The sequence below is a fragment of the Microbacterium sp. NPDC087589 genome, from assembly GCF_044743635.1.
Classification (GTDB): Bacteria; Actinomycetota; Actinomycetes; order Actinomycetales; family Microbacteriaceae; genus Microbacterium.
On sequence record NZ_JBIUWV010000005.1, the window covers coordinates 145,837 to 162,296 of the forward strand.

The 16,460-nt window shown below is 68.4% G+C and carries 16 protein-coding genes; 12 read left to right on the forward strand and 4 right to left on the reverse strand.

Annotation, left to right across the window (positions count from 1 at the left end; genetic code table 11):
- Positions 1–44: 44 nt before the first annotated feature.
- From ACIOU8_RS12375 to ACIOU8_RS12400, 6 genes are all read left to right on the forward strand, one after another.
- Positions 45–1,742: an ABC transporter family substrate-binding protein gene (locus ACIOU8_RS12375; RefSeq protein ID WP_400789820.1), complete on the forward strand. Its 1,698-nt coding sequence runs from the start codon at positions 45–47 to the stop codon at positions 1,740–1,742.
- Positions 1,743–1,777: 35 nt separating this feature from the next.
- Positions 1,778–2,743 (forward strand): ABC transporter permease, encoded by a 966-nt coding sequence (locus ACIOU8_RS12380; RefSeq protein ID WP_400789823.1) that lies wholly within the window; start codon positions 1,778–1,780, stop codon positions 2,741–2,743.
- Positions 2,740–3,642, forward strand: a complete 903-nt coding sequence (locus tag ACIOU8_RS12385; protein ID WP_400789826.1) for an ABC transporter permease — start codon at positions 2,740–2,742, stop codon at positions 3,640–3,642. The genes ACIOU8_RS12380 and ACIOU8_RS12385 overlap by 4 nt, the downstream gene beginning before the upstream one ends.
- Positions 3,639–4,646 (forward strand): ABC transporter ATP-binding protein, encoded by a 1,008-nt coding sequence (locus tag ACIOU8_RS12390; protein ID WP_400789829.1) that lies wholly within the window; start codon positions 3,639–3,641, stop codon positions 4,644–4,646. Before ACIOU8_RS12385 ends, ACIOU8_RS12390 begins: the two co-directional genes overlap by 4 nt.
- Entirely contained in the window at positions 4,643–5,659 is a 1,017-nt protein-coding gene (locus ACIOU8_RS12395; RefSeq protein WP_400789831.1) for an ABC transporter ATP-binding protein, read from the forward strand. The genes ACIOU8_RS12390 and ACIOU8_RS12395 overlap by 4 nt, the downstream gene beginning before the upstream one ends.
- 148 nt (positions 5,660–5,807) lie before the next feature.
- Positions 5,808–6,887 carry a tartrate dehydrogenase gene (locus ACIOU8_RS12400; RefSeq protein ID WP_400789834.1) on the forward strand — a complete coding sequence of 360 codons (1,080 nt, stop codon included), beginning with the start codon at positions 5,808–5,810 and terminating at the stop codon, positions 6,885–6,887.
- An 18-nt stretch (positions 6,888–6,905) separates the two neighbouring features.
- Here the strand turns inward: ACIOU8_RS12400 and ACIOU8_RS12405 are convergent, their stop codons facing one another.
- Entirely contained in the window at positions 6,906–7,256 is a 351-nt protein-coding gene (locus tag ACIOU8_RS12405; RefSeq protein WP_400789836.1) for a TraR/DksA family transcriptional regulator, read from the reverse strand.
- 166 nt (positions 7,257–7,422) lie between these two features.
- On the opposite strand from ACIOU8_RS12405, the gene phnD reads away from it, so the two are divergent.
- The 5 genes from phnD (at position 7,423) to ACIOU8_RS12430 (ending at position 11,608) form a co-directional block, all read left to right on the forward strand.
- Positions 7,423–8,325, forward strand: coding sequence for a phosphate/phosphite/phosphonate ABC transporter substrate-binding protein (phnD, locus tag ACIOU8_RS12410; RefSeq protein ID WP_400789839.1), 903 nt, complete (start codon positions 7,423–7,425; stop codon positions 8,323–8,325).
- Positions 8,322–9,185, forward strand: coding sequence for a phosphonate ABC transporter ATP-binding protein (gene phnC, locus ACIOU8_RS12415; RefSeq protein ID WP_400789841.1), 864 nt, complete (start codon positions 8,322–8,324; stop codon positions 9,183–9,185). Before phnD ends, phnC begins: the two co-directional genes overlap by 4 nt.
- Positions 9,169–10,089 (forward strand): phosphonate ABC transporter, permease protein PhnE, encoded by a 921-nt coding sequence (gene phnE, locus ACIOU8_RS12420; RefSeq protein ID WP_400789844.1) that lies wholly within the window; start codon positions 9,169–9,171, stop codon positions 10,087–10,089. The genes phnC and phnE overlap by 17 nt, the downstream gene beginning before the upstream one ends.
- Positions 10,086–10,853: a tyrosine-protein phosphatase gene (locus ACIOU8_RS12425; protein ID WP_400789847.1), complete on the forward strand. Its 768-nt coding sequence runs from the start codon at positions 10,086–10,088 to the stop codon at positions 10,851–10,853. Before phnE ends, ACIOU8_RS12425 begins: the two co-directional genes overlap by 4 nt.
- 191 nt (positions 10,854–11,044) lie before the next feature.
- Entirely contained in the window at positions 11,045–11,608 is a 564-nt protein-coding gene (locus ACIOU8_RS12430; RefSeq protein ID WP_400789849.1) for a TetR/AcrR family transcriptional regulator, read from the forward strand.
- Positions 11,609–12,266: 658 nt separating this feature from the next.
- Here the strand turns inward: ACIOU8_RS12430 and ACIOU8_RS12435 are convergent.
- Entirely contained in the window at positions 12,267–14,807 is a 2,541-nt protein-coding gene (locus ACIOU8_RS12435; RefSeq protein WP_400789852.1) for an MMPL family transporter, read from the reverse strand.
- Between the two features lie 72 nt (positions 14,808–14,879).
- Between ACIOU8_RS12435 and ACIOU8_RS12440 the strand changes: the two genes are divergently transcribed.
- On the forward strand, positions 14,880–15,449 hold the full coding sequence (locus ACIOU8_RS12440; protein WP_400789855.1) for a TetR/AcrR family transcriptional regulator: 570 nt from the start codon (positions 14,880–14,882) through the stop codon (positions 15,447–15,449).
- A gap of 25 nt (positions 15,450–15,474) precedes the next feature.
- On the opposite strand, the gene ACIOU8_RS12445 is transcribed toward ACIOU8_RS12440, so the two are convergent.
- Both ACIOU8_RS12445 and ACIOU8_RS12450 read right to left on the reverse strand, forming a co-directional pair.
- Positions 15,475–15,684, reverse strand: coding sequence for a hypothetical protein (locus ACIOU8_RS12445; RefSeq protein WP_400789858.1), 210 nt, complete (start codon positions 15,682–15,684; stop codon positions 15,475–15,477).
- A 62-nt stretch (positions 15,685–15,746) separates the two neighbouring features.
- A complete protein-coding gene (locus tag ACIOU8_RS12450; protein WP_400789860.1) occupies positions 15,747–16,454 on the reverse strand; it encodes a DUF2786 domain-containing protein in 708 nt (235 codons plus the stop codon).
- Between the last annotated feature and the right edge of the window lie 6 nt (positions 16,455–16,460).

Consider the following 16,460-nt stretch of genomic DNA (forward strand, 5'->3'; position numbering starts at 1 on the left):
CTCCCGAACTGTCCCTCAGTAGCCCGATCACAGGAGATCCGACCATGTCGAAATCCCTTCGCACTGTTGTACCCGCTTCCCGTCGCGGCATCATCGCCGCCCTCACCGCCGCCGCGCTCGTCGGCTCGCTCGCCGCCTGCTCGCCGACATCCGCGACGCCCGAACCGAGCGACGTCGAGGTCGTCGACGGCGGAGAGATCGTGATCGGCGCCGAGCAGGAGCCCGACTGCGCCGACTGGATCGCCACCTGCGGCGGTTCGATCTGGGGCACGTACATCATGCAGATCCCGACGCTGCCCGGTGTCTTCCAGACGCGGCAGGTCGACGACGAATGGGTGCCGGTGCCCTCAGACCTCGTCACCGCCGAGCCCGAGGTCGAGGTCGCAGACGACGGCACCCAGACCATCACCTACTCGATCAACCCGGATGCGGTCTGGTCGGACGGCGAGCCGATCACCTCGGCCGACTTCGAGTACACCGCGCTGCAGATCCGCGACGGCGACGACATCTTCGACAAGACCGGCTACGACCGCATCGCCTCGATCGACGCGAGCGACCCGGCCACCGCGGTCGTCACGCTGAGCTCGCCCTACGCCGGATGGCGCACCCTCTTCAGCGTCTACGGCATCATGCCCGCGCACCTGCTCGAGGGTCAGGATCGCAACGCGCTGATGGCCGACGGCTACGACTTCAGCGGCGGCCCGTGGAAGATCGACGAGTGGACCCGAGGCACCTCGGTCACGCTCATCCCGAACGAGAACTACTGGGGCGAGAAGCCGCACCTCGACAAGGTGACCTTCCTCTTCCTCCCCGACACGACCGCCGCCTTCCAGGCGCTCAAGAGCGGCCAGGTCAGCGCGCTCTACCCCTCGCCGCAGCTCGATGCCCTGAACCAGATCGAGGCGGGCCTGCCCGGCATCCAGTCGCAGGTCGATGCCCGCAGCGGCAACCTCGAGGCGATCTGGCTCAACAACGCGGCCGCGCCCTTCGACTCGGTCGCGGTGCGTCAGGCTCTCGCCTACTCGATCGACCGCGACGCGATCGTCTCGCGGCTGTTCGGCAGCCTGGGCATCGACGAGGCGCAGCAGAGCTTCAACTCGCCGATGGTCGCCCCGTTCGCGGCCGACGACTTCTCTGAGTACTCACTCGATCTCGACAAGGTCGACGAGCTGATGGAGGGCGATGGCTGGTCGAAGGGCTCCGACGGGGTCTGGGCGAAGGGCGGCGAGACGGCGACGTTCTCGATCAAGACCCTCGCCGGCAACAAGCGCCGCGACCTCACGGTGCAGGTGCTGCAGTCACAGCTCGCGGATGCGGGATTCGAGATGACCATCGACCAGGTGACTCCCGCCGATCTCTTCGGCACGATCGCCCCGCAGGGTGACTTCCAGGCCGGCCTCTGGGCCCTGGTCGACACGTTCCCCGACCCCACGCTCAGCTCGACGTTCTCATCGGTCAACATCCCGAGCGAGGCGAACGGCTTCTCCGGCATCAACTTCTACCGCACGGACATCCCGGGCCTCGACGATCTGCTGGCGCAGGTCGACAGCGAGATCGATCCGGATGCCCGCATCGCGGCCTCGCACGAGGCCGACGAGCTGATCGCCGAGAACGTGCCGTCGCTGCCGCTGGACGCCGTGCCCAACGTGCTCCTGTGGAGCGACACGGTCGGCGGCCCGCTGCAGATCAACCCGGTCGAGGGTCCGTTCTGGAACCTGGCCGAGTGGGGCCTGGCCGGCTGAGCCGGGCAGACAGCGCACGACAGGAACGAGGCGACATGATCACCTTCATCACACGACGGGTGCTGTACTCGGTCCCGGTGATCATCGTCGCCTCGTTCATCCTGTTCTGGGCGGTGCGGTCGACGTTCGATCCACTCGCCAAGCTCCGGCAGGCGCACGACCCCGCCGTCATCGCACGCGAGATCGAGCGCCTCGGCCTCGACAGGTCGATCCCCGAGCAGTACTTCCTGTGGCTGCGGTCACTGGTCGTCGGCGACTGGGGGCTCAGCACCCGCACCGGAACCCCGGTGCTGCCGCTGATCGGCGACGCACTGTGGCCGACGCTGCAGCTCGCCTTCTGGGGCTTGATCATCGCGGTGCTGATCGCCGGCGGCATCAGCGTCTACTCGGCCGTCCGCCAGTACTCGCTGGGTGACAACCTGCTCACCGGGGCCTCGTACATCGGCATCGCGATGCCCGCGTTCTGGTTCGGGCTCATCCTCATCCAGACCTTCGCGGTGTGGCCGAAGGAGGCGTTCGGTCTCAGCGAGCCGCCGCTCTTCTTCATCGGGCTGCACTCGCCGGGTGAGACCGGTGTGCTCGACTACATCCGGCACCTGATCCTGCCGGTGGCCGCGCTCATGATCGCGCTGGTCGCCTCGTGGAGTCGGTTCGGGCGGGCGGCGATGCTCGACGCGCTGTCGAGCGACTACGTGCGCACGGCCAGGGCCAAGGGTGTGCCGCGTCGTCAGGTGATCTGGCGCCACGCGGTGCGCAACTCGATGGCGCCCTTCGTCACGGTCGTCGCGCTCGATGCCGCGATCCTCATCGGAGGCCTCGTCGTCACCGAGCAGATCTTCGCGATCCCGGGCATGGGGCGGCTGTTCCTGCAGTCGCTCGTCGCCGGTGACGTCTACGTGCTGCTGCCGTGGATGATCGTGGTCGCCGTCGCGGTCGTCATCTGCAACCTGATCGCCGACATCGCCTATGCGGTGCTCGACCCGAGAGTGAGGCTGTCATGAGCGGAGCAGGCATCGCCGGGCGCGAGGAGATCCTCGCCGAGCAGGATCCGCAGAAGGCGCCCACCCGTCAGCTGATCACGGGGTTCCTGCATCACCGGCTCGCAGTGACGAGCCTCATCGTGCTCGGCATCCTGCTGATCGCGTGCTTCGGCGCAGGATGGATCGCGCCCTACCCGCAGGGGCAGCAGGACCTGCTGCTCGGCCCGACGCCACCGTCGGGCGAGCACTGGCTCGGCACCGACGAGCTGGGTCGCGACTACCTGAGCGAGATCCTGTTCGCCGGGCAGATCTCGCTCGCGATCGGCCTCGCCGTCGCACTCCTCGCGACGGTCGTCGGCACGGCTCTCGGGGCCATCGCCGGATACGTCGGCGGCTGGGTCGGCGAGCTCATCATGCGCATCACCGACCTGTTCCTCATCGTCCCCGCCATCGCGCTCCTCGCAGTCATCCTGCAGGGTCTCGGGCCGTCGCCCACCACGATCGTGCTGGCCCTCACCGCGCTCGGGTGGACCTACATCGCCCGCGTCGTGCGCGCCCAGGTGCTGTCGCTCAGGGAGAAGGACTTCATCGACGCGGCGCGCGGCATCGGAGCATCCGGATTCCGCATCGTCGTCTCGCATCTGCTGCCGAACCTCGCGGGCGTCATCGTCGTGGCGATGAGCCTCGCGGTCGCGTCGTCGATCATCGCCGAGTCGACCCTGAGCTTCCTCGGGTTCGGTGTGCAGCCGCCGCAGACCAGCTGGGGCTCGATGCTCAGTCAGGCCGCGGGATACGTGGGCACGCCCCAGGTGTACCTGCTGTACTTCCCCGGCCTCTTCATCCTCGTGACCGTGCTGTGCGTCAACTTCATCGGCGACGGACTCCGTGACGCCCTCGACCCGCAGGGGAAGAACCTATGAGCACCGCAGAGATCCTCCTCGAGGTCGAAGACGTCGCGATCAGCTTCCCGACGGACGCCGGGCTCGCTCGAGCCGTCGAGGGAGTGTCGTTCGTGCTGCGCACAGGCGAGACCGTCGGGATCGTCGGAGAATCCGGGTCGGGCAAGTCGATGACCGCCATGGCGATCATGGGACTGCTGCCGAAGAAGGCGGTCGTCACCGGCTCGATCAGGCTGCGGGGACGAGAGCTCATCGGACTCTCGGATGCCGAGCTGCGCGAGATCCGCGGCAAGGACATCGCGATCGTGTTCCAGGATGCACTGACAGCGCTGAACCCGGTCATGCGGGTGGGAGAGCAGCTGATCGAGGCGGTGCGGGTGCATCGGCCCCAGTCGACGGCGGCCGAGCGCAGGGCGCGGGCGATCGAGCTGCTCGACATCGTCGGCATCCCCTCGCCGGAGCTGCGTGTCGACCGCTTTCCGCACGAGTTCTCGGGCGGCATGCGCCAGCGCGTGATGATCGCGATGAGCATCGCGAACGAGCCCGACCTGCTGATCGCCGACGAGCCGACCACCGCTCTCGACGTCACGGTGCAGGCGCAGGTGCTCGAGGTGCTGCGCGAGGTGCAGCAGCGCACCGGCACCACGGTGCTGCTCATCACCCACGACCTCGGCGTCGTCGCGGGCACCGCCGACCGCGTGCTCGTGATGTACGCGGGCGGGCTGGTCGAGACGGCCGACGTCGACCCGCTGTTCTACGAGACCGCGCACCCCTACACGGCGGGACTGCTCGCCTCGCTGCCGCGCATCGACCGCCGTTCGTCTCGTGACGAGCGGCTGTATCAGATCGCGGGGCAACCGCCGGTGGCGACGGCGTGGCCTGCGGGATGCCGCTTCGCTCCACGCTGCGCCCATGCCGTCGCAGGTCTCTGCGATGCCGTGGTGCCGCCGCCGGTCGAGGTGGGCGCCGGGCACACGGCCGCATGCGTGCGGGTCGACGAGTGGCAGAAGGAGGTCGCGTCATGAATGATCGCGTCATGAGCGAGGTCGTGCGAGCAGGCACCGGCTTGACCGTCGAGGGGCTCGTCAAGGAGTACAAGGTCGGCGGAGGGCTCTTCGGACGCACGCGCGACATCGTGCAGGCCGTGTCGGATGTGAGCCTCTCGATCGGTGCCGGACAGACGTTCGGCCTCGTGGGCGAATCCGGGTGTGGCAAGTCGTCGCTCGGGCGCAGCGTCGCGCGCCTGCAGTCGAGTGACGGCGGCATGATCCGGCTCGGGGATGACGACATCACGACGATCGAAGGCGGGCGGCTGCGGGCGCTGCGTCGTCGGGTGCAGTTCGTGTTCCAAGACCCCTATGCGTCGCTCAACCCGCGCAAGTCCGTGCGTGCGACGCTCACCGAACCTCTCGTGATCCACGGGTTGCACCGCGGCCACCACGAGCGCCGCGTCGAAGAGCTGCTCGCTCAGGTCGGATTGAACCCCGCCCACGCCGACCGCTTTCCGCACGAGTTCTCGGGCGGTCAACGCCAGCGACTCGGCATCGCGCGGGCGCTCGCCGTCGAACCCGAGGTGATCGTGCTCGACGAGCCGGTCAGTGCACTCGACGTGAGCGTGCAGGCCGGAGTGCTCAACCTGCTCGACGACCTGCAGCGCGACCTCGGCCTCACCTATCTCTTCATCGCGCACGATCTTTCGGTCGTGCGGCACCTGAGCGACCGGGTCGGTGTGATGTACCTCGGCAAGCTCGTCGAAGAGGGTCCGGTCGATGAGCTGTATGAGCGGCCGCTGCATCCGTACACCCAGGCGCTGCTGTCGGCGATCCCGGTGCCCGACCCGCGGGCCGAGCGGGCGCGCGAGCGCATCGTGCTCACCGGCGACGTGCCGAGTCCGGTCTCGCCGCCATCCGGATGCCGCTTCCGCACCCGCTGCTGGAAGGCCACCGAGGTGTGCGCCGAGGTCGTGCCCCTGCTCGTCGACCACGGCGACACCCACGGCGTCGCCTGCCACCACCCCGCCGAGCGGGACGTGCTCTGAGACGAGCCCGTGCCCCTGTTCCGGTCGCACTTCGTGCCGCTCGCGCCGCTCGTGTCTCTGTTCCGGTCGCACTTCGTGCCGCTCGAACGCCCGTGAAGCGACACGAACTGCGACCGCAATCACCAATCGCCCCACCGGAAGGAACCCCATGACCACCACGCACCGCATCGCCGTGATCGCCGGCGACGGCATCGGCACCGAGGTGATGCCCGAGGGGCTGCGGGTTCTTCGGGCCGCGGCATCCCGCTTCGACATCGCCCTCGAGTTCGAGGAGTTCGACTTCGCGAGCGCCGCGTACTGGCAGAAGCACGGGCAGATGCTGCCGGATGACTGGTTCGAAACGCTCAGCGGATTCGATGCGATCTACTTCGGCGCGGTCGGCTGGCCCGATGTCGTGCCCGATCACGTGAGCCTGTGGGGCAGCCTCATCCAATTCCGCCGGGCGTTCGACCAGTACGTGAACCTGCGGCCGTGCCGCCTCATGCCAGGGGTCGTCTCGCCGCTCGCCGGCCGCGAACCGGGTGACATCGACTTCTACGTGGTGCGCGAGAACACCGAGGGTGAGTACTCGTCGATCGGCGGCCGCATGTTCGAGGGCACCGACCGGGAGTTCGTGCTGCAGGAGACCGTGATGACCCGCACCGGTGTCGACCGGGTGCTGCGGTATGCGTTCGATCTGGCGCAGCAGCGCGGCGGGCACCTCACCTCCGCGACCAAGAGCAACGGCATCTCGATCTCGATGCCCTACTGGGACGAGCGGGTCGCCGCCGTCGGTGCCGACTACCCCGACGTGCGCCGGGATCAGTTCCACATCGACATCCTCACAGCCAACTTCGTGCTGCATCCCGACTGGTTCGACGTGGTCGTGGCGAGCAACCTGTTCGGCGACATCCTCTCGGATCTCGGCCCGGCCTGCACCGGCACGATCGGCATCGCACCGAGCGCCAACATCAACCCGGAGGGCCTGTTCCCCAGCCTGTTCGAGCCGGTGCACGGGTCAGCGCCCGACATCGCCGGTCAGGGCATCGCGAACCCGATCGGCCAGATCTGGTGCGGCGCGATGATGCTCGAGCACCTCGGATACCCGGATGCCGGAGCCGCCGTCCTCGGCGCGATCGAAGATGTGCTCAGCAGGGGAGCGGATGCCGCGCCCTTCACCCCCGACCTCGGCGGCACCGCCACGACGGTCGAGCTGGGCCAGGCGATCGCCGAGGTCGTCGCCGGGTAGGGCTGTCGAGTCGCGGGCTCAGAGCCCGAGCTTCTCGGCACAGGCGACGCAGTGTGTGGCGAACGGACGGACCTCGAGACGAGCCTGCGGAATCGGTCGTCCGCAGTTCGCGCACAGGCCGTAGGCGCCGGCATCCCACCGAGCGATCGCATCGTCGACCTGCCGGAGTTCGGATGCCGCCGCCTCGGCGAGCCCGGTCAGCCGTGACCACTCCGACGAGAGCGTGACGCCCTCGGGGTCGTGCTCGTCGTCGTCGTTCGAGCCCTCCCGGTCGTGCATCAACTCGGCGAGGGCGGCCCCGGTCGCCGCGACTCGCTCTGCCGCCTGGGCGCGCAGCTGTTCGAGGCGAGCATGGGCATCCGAGGTCATCCGCACACTCTAGGCCGGGGTTCCGACATCCGGCCCGGTCACCGACACCAGCCGTTCACTCAGCGTTCCGTTTCGAGTACGGCGGTCTCGTAATTCCCTGTCACCTTCGCGAGTTGGAATACTCATGTTCTCGGAATTCGGGAACATCTCCTCCCGAAAGGTCATCATGCGCCGCTTCACCCTGCCCGCCGTCGGCCTCCTCGGCCTCGCCGCCCTCGCCCTCACCGGCTGCCAGAGCCCGACCGCCGAAGCGGCTCCCGCCGACCCGAACGCTCCCATCACGATCGCGACGCTTCCCGTCGGCGACGACCCCACCGCCGAGAACCCGATCGAGGTCTTCGCCGAGCTGCTCGAAGAGTCCACCGGCCGCGACGTCGAGATCACCGATGTGCCCGACTACCTGAGCGTCGTCGAGGCGATCCGCGCCGACCACGTCGACATCGGCATCATGAGCGGTTTCCCCTCGGCGCTCGCCGTGAACACGGGAGAGGTCGATGCACTCGTCGCCTTCCAGGGTGATGGCAAGCCGGTCTCGACCTGTGTGGTGCTGAACGATTCGCCGATCGAGACCGTCGAGGACCTCGAGGGCAAGACCGTCGCCTTTGCCGACCAGGCATCGAGCTCGGGCTACTTCATGCCGGTGTACATGCTGCACGAGGCAGGTCTCGAGCAGGGAACCGATTACGAGGCGATCTTCGCCGGCGGCCACGAGGGCAGCTTCGCGGCGCTGGAGCAGGGACAGGTGGATGCCGCCTGCACCGCCGTCATGCTCACCGAACTCGGCGCCCCGATGTTTCCCTTCGCCGACGGGGAGTGGCGCGCGGTCGGTGAGAGCCCGGCAATGGACATCCAGGGTGCGGTGCTCGGCCGCCAGTCGCTCGACGACGAGACTCGCAAGCTCATCCAGGACGGCATCGCCGAGGTCTTCTCGCCCGAGAACGCCGAGGCCCTCGGAGCCTACGGATCCTTCGCCGCGGCCCCGCAGACGACCGACCCCGACGGATCGTCGTTCGAGTCGTTCGCTGAGATCGCCGCGGTCGCCGGCGTCGAGCTGAAGGACCTCAAGTGACGAACCCCTCACTGATGAGGGCGGATGCCGCGGCATCCGCCCTCCCGGCCTCGACCGTCGGTTCCGCCCGCACCTCCACCGCCGAGCTGCGCCAGACTCTGCCGCGCGTGTCGGTTCGCGACCTCAGCGTCGCGTACGACACCACCACGGTGCTCGACGGCGTGGATCTCGACCTGTTCCCCGGCGAGATGGTCGCGCTGCTCGGCGCCTCGGGGTCGGGCAAGTCGACGCTCATGCGCAGCCTCACCGGCTTCGCACCGATCTCTGCGGGATCCGTCAGGGTTGCCGGCCACGACGTCACCAACCTTGCCCGGGGCGAGCTGCGCACCCTGCGGTCGGACGTCGGCCAGGTGTTCCAGCAGTTCAACCTCATCCCGCGGCTCAGCGTCATGACGAACGTGCTCGCGGGTGCCCTGCACGGGGCGGGCGCGATCAACCTGGTCGGCGGCTTCTCGAGTGCGCATCGACGCCGCGCGCTTGAGCTGCTCGACCGGGTCGGCATCGCGCACAAGGCGAACGCCCCCGCTCGCTCGCTCTCGGGCGGCCAGCAGCAGCGCGTCGCGATCGCCAGGGCGCTCATGCAGCAGCCCAAGGTGATCCTCGCCGACGAGCCCGTCGCATCGCTCGACCCCAAGCTCGCCGATTCGGTGCTCGAACTGCTGCGCGAGATCGCCACTGAAGACGGCATCCCGGTGCTCGTCAGCCTGCACGTGCTGCCGCTCGCGCTCGCGCACAGCGATCGCATCATCGGGCTGCGACACGGACGGATGCTGGTCGCCGGCGCCACATCGCAGCTGGATGCCGCGGCGCTCTCGCCGCTCTACGACGACGAGGAGCACGACGATGACGCTCACCACTGATCCCCGTTCGACGGGTGGCTCGACCGGCGGACCGACGGGTGGCTCGGCCGGTGGCTCGGCCGGCGGACGCGCGGGCACCGGGTCCGACCGCGCGACCACGCGCCCCACCCTCGACGCTGCCGAGCGGTCGCGTCTGGAGCGCGCCTTCCGCATCCCGCGCGCTCGGTTCCTGATCGGTCTGCCCATCGCGGCGCTGCTGCTGCTCTGGTCGTTCAACGGCGCCGAGTTCAACTTCATCAAGCTGGGCGACGGCGCCGTCAACATGGGCGAGTTCCTGTCGCGGCTGTTCCCGCCGGACTTCTCGAAGATCGGCACCATCCTCGCGCTGCTGCTCGAGACGTTCCAGATGGCGGTCGTCGGCACGGTGCTCGGCGCCGTGCTGTCACTGTTCGCCGCGTTCGGAGCGTCGTCGAACATCGCACCCAAGTGGGTCTACTACCCGACGCGCTGGGTGATGAACATCATCCGCTCGGTGCCCGACCTCGTGTTCGCGCTCATGTTCGTGTCGGCCGTCGGACTCGGCCCGTTCGCCGGCATCCTGGCCATGACCCTCGGGTCGATCGGATCGATCGGCAAGATCTTCGCCGAGGCCATGGAGCAGGTCGACCGCGGACCCGTCGTCGCGATGGAGGCCGTCGGCGCCTCGAAGCGACAGGTCATCCAGTACGGCATCCTGCCCCAGTCGGCACCACTGCTGACCTCCTACACACTGCTGCTGTTCGAGGGAAACGTGCGCGGCGCGACCATCCTCGGTCTCGTCGGCGCCGGTGGAATCGGCCTCGAACTGACCACCGCGATGCGCATGTACGACTACGGCCACCTCAGCGCCATCATCATCTGCATCATCGTGCTCGTCACGGCGATCGACCAGGGCAGTGCCCTCATCCGAAGGAGAATCACATGACCATCGCAGACATCGACCTCGTGCTCAGCGCCCCCGTCAACCTGCGCGACCTCGGCGGAATCCCGATCGATGGCGGTGTGCTGCGCGAGGGACTCGCGATCCGCACGGATGACCTCGCATACGTCACGACCGACGTCGCCTCGCAGTTGGTCGGTGCGGGCCTCACCGCCATCATCGACCTGCGCTCGCCGCTGGAGGTGTCGGTCACCGGTCGGGGGCCGCTCGGCGACTACCCGGTGGCCTACCACCACCTGCCGCTCATCGCGGATGTGGGCGAGTCGATGAACCGGGACGCCCCCGAGCTCAGCCACGACACGATGGGGCGCATGTACCTGCGCATGGTCGAGGTTGCCGCGCCGCAGCTGGTCACCGCGCTGAACGTGATCGCCTACACCCCGGGAACCGCGGCGTTCCACTGCGCAGCCGGGCGCGATCGCACCGGTGTGGTGGCGGCGATGCTGCTGCTCGCACTCGGAGCGGCGGATGACGACATCGTCGCCGACTACGCCCTCACCGGCGGCAACATGGTCGCGATCATGCAGCGCACCGCGCCCGTGATGGGCGCGATGTGGAAGGCGCTCGGCTTCGACGCGGATGCCGCCGGTGCCAGCTCGGCGCTGCTCGAGGGCTCGATGGAGGTGTCGATGCGCACCCTGCTCGACACGCTTCGCGCACAGCACGGCGATGCTCTCGCGCCGCTGCGAGCGGCCGGGCTGTCGGATGCCACGATCGGGCGTCTTCGCGAGCGGGCGCTCGCCGCGTGACGACCGTCGATCTGGACGCTCGGGTCGCGCGCGAGGGTCGTGGTGGTGCGGCCGCCGCCGCCGCTCCGGTTGCAGTTGGTGCCGCTTCGGACCCCATGGAGCCGACACGAACTGCGACCGGAACGCTGGACGCGACGGGTGCAGCTGCTGCTGCTGCTCGCCGTCGGCCGGGTCGTCCGCGGGATGAAGACATGGACGGTCTGATCGTCGCCGCCACCCTCGAGATCATCGATGCGGGGGAGGACGTGACGGTCAGCCGCGTTGTCGCGCGGAGCGGAGTGAGTCGGGCGGCGCTGTACCGCCGATGGCCGTCGCTCACGACCTTGATCGCCGCAGCGCTCGATGTCGGTCGCATGGTGCCGCCGGAGTACCCGGACGATGTCGATCTTCGCGATGCACTGTTCGACGGGCTCGGGCTCGGCGAGAACGGAGTGGCTCTGTCGGTCGCGGCATCCGGATATGCCGAGGAACGTTTCCGTCAGCGCATCCGGCTGGTGATGTCAGACCGCGCATTGCAGAAGGCGTACTGGCAATCGCATGTGTCGCGGAGGCGGGTGCCGCTGTTGAACGCGCTGCGAGCAGGGATCGCGCGTGGCGAGTTGCGACCGGATCTCGACGTCGACGCGTGCTTCGACGCGATCGCCGGCACCGCGTACTACCAGATCGTCGTGCGCGGCGACCGTATGGACGACCCGGCAGTCGCCGCCCGGTTGAGGGCGGCCGTCGAGGTGATCTGGCGCGGGATGGTCGTGTGACCCGGCATCCGCCACCCCCGCCGGTTCGTCGAATCCGGCTGGCTGTTTCACGGATGGCGGGCGAATCGCCGTGATTCCGTCAGCCATCCGGGATACGACCGGCCATCCGAACCCCGTGCACACTTGCATGCTCGAATCCCGGTTGTAGGTCGAGAACCCCGGATTCCGGCCTGCATTCGTGAGCTGGGCATGTCAGTGTGCGGGCTGGGCTGGTGGGTGCGTTCGGCGGACGGATTCCCGGATGGCGGCCGAATCGGGGTGATCCGTCCAGCCATCCGGGATTCGATCAGCCAACCTGGCGTCGAGCGTGCAGCAGCCTCAGCCACCCCGTGATGAGCCTGTCATTCGCCCGGATGTGCGCCGCCCCGCGCGCGTCCGTCGAGCACCTCGAAGCCTGCCTTGCCCGGGGTGGCGTCAGCGTCGCCGGCCGGCGTGACGATCAGCGTGCCGTGCCGTGCCGTCAGCGCGCCGTGCCGTGCCGTGGTCAGCGTCGCCAGCCGGCGTGACGATCAGCGTGCCGTGCCGTGGTCAGCGTCGCCAGCCGGCGTGACGATCAGCGCGCCGTGCCGTGGCGCAGCGTGCCGTGCCGTGGCGGCAGCGCGCCGTGCCGTGCCGTGCCGTGCCGGGGTGGCGTCAGCGTGGCCGGTCGGCGTGGCGATCAGCGCGTTTCCGGGGCCCCCGAGCTCGGCACGACCACGACTGTGTCCGTGCGCACGCCGGGGTGGTCGCGTTCGAGTGCGGCACCTTCCATGTCGACGTTGGGGAGGATGCGGTCGAGCCACCGCGGCAGCCACCAGGCCGAACGGCCGAGCAGGTGCATGAGGGCGGGCATGAGCAGCATCCGCACGACGAAGGCGTCGAGCAGCACGCCGAACGCGAGTCCGAAGCCGATCGAGCGGATGATCGTCGACTCCGAGAAGATGAACCCGCCGAAGACCGAGACCATGATGAGCGCCGCGGCGACGACGACCGAGCGACCGGCCCGGAAGCCCTGAGCGACGGCATCCCGCGCTGAGGCTCCATGCACATACGCTTCGCGCATGCCCGACGCGAGGAACAGCTGGTAGTCCATCGCCAGCCCGAACAGGATGCCGACGAGGATCACCGGCAGGAAGCTCAGGATCGGGCCGGTGCTGTGCAGACCGATGATCTCGGCGCCCCAACCCCACTGGAACACCGCGACGATCAGGCCGTACGTCGCGAACAGCGAGAGCACGAACCCTCCGGTCGCGATGATAGGCACGAGCAGTGAGCGGAACACGACGATCATGATGAGCAGCGAGAGCCCGACCACGACCACCAGGTAGAGCGGCAGTACGCCGGCGAGGGCTTCGGAGATGTCGATGTTCGTGGCCGCCTGGCCGGCGACGCCGAGAGTGATACCGCCATCGAGCTGAGGCAATGCGCGGATGTCTTGCACGAGCTTCTCGGTGGAGGCGCTGTTCGGGCCCTCGGCGGGAAGCACCTGGAACGCGAGCAGAGTGTTGTCGTCGGAGGCCGCGATCGGAGCGACGCCGACGACGTCATACAGGTCGGAGAGAGTCTGGGCGATCTCGACCTGTGTGGCGAGCAGATCGTCGTCGCTGACCGCGTCGTCGAGAGTCGCGGTGACGAGCAGCGGCCCGTTCGCACCCTCGCCGAACTGCTCGTCGACGACGTGGAACGCGCGGTAGCTGGTCGAGTCGGAGGGCTCGCTTGCGCCGTCGGGCAGGCCGAGGCGCATCGACATCGAGGGGATCGCGACGATCAGCAGCGCGATCACGCTGACGAGCACGGTGACGATCGCGCGCAGCGTGGACATCTGCTTCACGGGCTTGCCTGCGGCGTGGGGTTGCCCGATCGTCGCACGGGCCTTGCCGCTGAGCAGGCGTGTGCCGACGAGTCCGAGAATGGCGGGGGCGAGCGTGATCGCGACGAGCACGGCGACCGCGACGCAGACCGCACCGACCGTGCCCATGAGGCCGAGGAAGGGCACACCCGTCACGTTGAGGGCGAGCAGTGCCACGATCACAGTAGTTCCGGCGAACACGACGGCCGTGCCCGAGGTGCCGGTGGCGAGGCCGATGGACTCCCTCACCGGGACGCCGTTCAGCAGCTGCTTGCGGTGCCGGTTCACGATGAAGAGCGAGTAGTCGATGCCGACCGCGAGGCCCAGCATCACTCCCAGCACCGGGGTGACGGATGCCATGTCGACGACACCTGAGAAGGCGAGGGATGCGGTCACGCCGACGCCCACGCCGACGACTGCCGTGACGATCGGCAGCGCGGCACCGATGAGCGTGCCGAGCATCACGATCAGGACGATGGCCGCGAACGCGAGGCCGATCGCCTCACCGACGCCGAAGATCTCGGGGACACCCTGCGCGATGTCGGTGCCGAAGTTGACCTCGACGCCATCGATCGGAGACGAGTCGAAGTGCTCGATCGTGCCCTGCTTGACCTCTTCGGAGAGTTCGAGGCGGGGGTCTTCGAACGAGACGTTGACGATCGCGGTCGAGCCGTCATCGGAGACGACGCCGATGCCGTTCGTGAGGTCGAGCAGGGTCGATCCGAGCTCGACCTGCTCGGCGTTGGTGTCGAGCTCGGCACGTGACTCGTCGATGGTCGTCTGCTGCGCGTCGAGTTCGGCGGCCTGCGCATTCAGGGCGTCGATCTGTGCGTCCAGTGCCGCGAGCTGCTCAGCGGGAGCACCACCCGCTTCCGCCTGCGCCCGCGCGGTGGTCAGCTGCTCGAGACCCGCGTCGAGCTGCGCACGGCCGTCATCGAGCTGCGTCTGGCCGGCATCGAGCTGGGCCCGACCATCGGCGATCTGCGCCTCGCCGTCAGCGAGCTCCTGCTCCTGATCGGCCTGCTGCTGCTGGGCGTCGAACGGATCGATCACCGACGCCACGCCGTCGAGATCTTCGGCGCTCATCGCGAGCTGCGAGATCTCCTGCTTCTGCTCCTCGGTGAAGGCCGAGCCGTCGGTCGTCTGGTAGACCACCGTGCCGGTGCCGCCCGCTGTGTCGGGCAGCTTCTCCGCGAGCTGGTCGGTGACTGCGCCCGAGGCGGTGCCCGGGATGTCGAAGCTGTTGCTCAGCGTGCCCCCGAGCGTGAGGAACGCGCCGACGCCCAGGCCGAGGATGACGACCCACGAGACGATCACCGTCCACGCCTTGCGTGCAGCGAACGAACCTAGGCGGAACAGCAGTGAAGCCAAAACGATCTCCTTCAGACGAATAGATCATACGGTGCGTATCGTCTAGGGTTCTGTGGTTATCCTGAACGTGTGGTGAACGAGCATCGAAGCGGACCTGTGCGCAGCACGGCTGCCCGTGAGGCGATCCTCTACGCGACCTCTCGCCTGTTCCACAATCAGGGGTACGACCGGCTCACGATCGAGGGGATCGCGAAAGAGGCGGGCGTCGGCAAGCAGACCATCTACCGGTGGTGGCCGTCGCGTGGAGCCCTCATCGGTGAATGCCTCGCCGAAGGCCGACTCATTCCCGTCGACTTCGTCGTTCCCGACACCGGAGACCTCGCCGCAGACGTCGAGACCTGGCTGCGCAGCGTGCTCTCGATCCTCGAGGCGCCCGAGGGCGGAGCCCTTCTCCGATCGCTGGTCGCAGCGGCGACGGAGGATGCAGGAGTCGGAGCGCACCTCGGTGAGAGCCTGGGGGTCGAGAAGTACCTGACGGAGCGCATCCGTGGTGGCATCCGCGACGGGCAGCTCGCTGAGGACGCGCCCGTCGAACAGCTCGGGAGAGCGATTCTCGGCGCGATCATCGTCGAGTCGCTGGGTCGCGAGCACCATGACCCCGATTCGATCGTGCGGCTGACTCGGTTCCTCTTCGCGCGCTGACGGCGACCGCCGAGGCACTCCGCCATCACGTCGGCGGCGACCCCGTGCAGGTGGCTGCCCTGCGTCGTGCGGCACGCCAGTCCACTGAACCTCGGATGAACATCACCGCAGAGCCGGCGAATGTCACGACGATGGTCAGGATCGACCACCATTCGGGCTGCTCGGTCGGCAGGATCAGCATCGACGCCCCGAGGGCCGATGCTCCGCCGAGAAACCAGGATCCGGACTCGTCCATCTGCGCAGCGTAGCGCGCGCACGACGCCGGGCACACGTCGGAGACGTCGCACCGATACGTGGTCATCCCGCCGCCACCGAACGGCCACCGGTCTGCGCCTGCCGCCCCGAACGATGTCCGTGCGACCACGAGCCGGCATCCGCCGTGCGTCGACGTCTCGCGTGCGAGGTGTGCATCTCGTCGACCGCCGCATCGACGCGGCTCCGGCGAGAGGCGAGAACGAGCTCTGTGCCAGGGCTGCTCTCTTCGACGGTGACGCGGCGACTCCCTTCGATGCGGCTCATCGCGCCGGCGGCGAAGCCGCGGAGGAACCCGCTGCGCCCACGCCGCTTCACCCCTTCGCGCTGCTCGACGTAGAAGTGGCGGTGCTCGAGCCACCAGCTGCGCATCGCGACCATCGCCTGCACCTGGAGACTTGCGGTCAGCGTCTGCACCTGAGCGACATCGGACGAGTGGCCGACCAGCAGCAGTCCGGCGATCGGCGGATACTCGGCCAGGAGCGGTCGCACGGCGCCGAGACCTCTGGCCACACCGATCCCGATCTCGCGCAGGTCTTTCGCGTAGACGCCGCGGAACAGCATCCGCTCGGTGACGATCTGCTCCTGCGCCTGCCCCAGGAGTCCCCGTCGTTCGTCGATCTGCGCCTGCTCGATCCCGTACTTCACGATCAGTCGCTCGGCGTGCTCGGTCAGAGCCTCGGCCTCTTCTGGCGTCGTGCTCTCAGCCTTCGCCAGCAGCTTGGCGATCAGGTCGAGTTTGGCTTCGGTCATGGCATC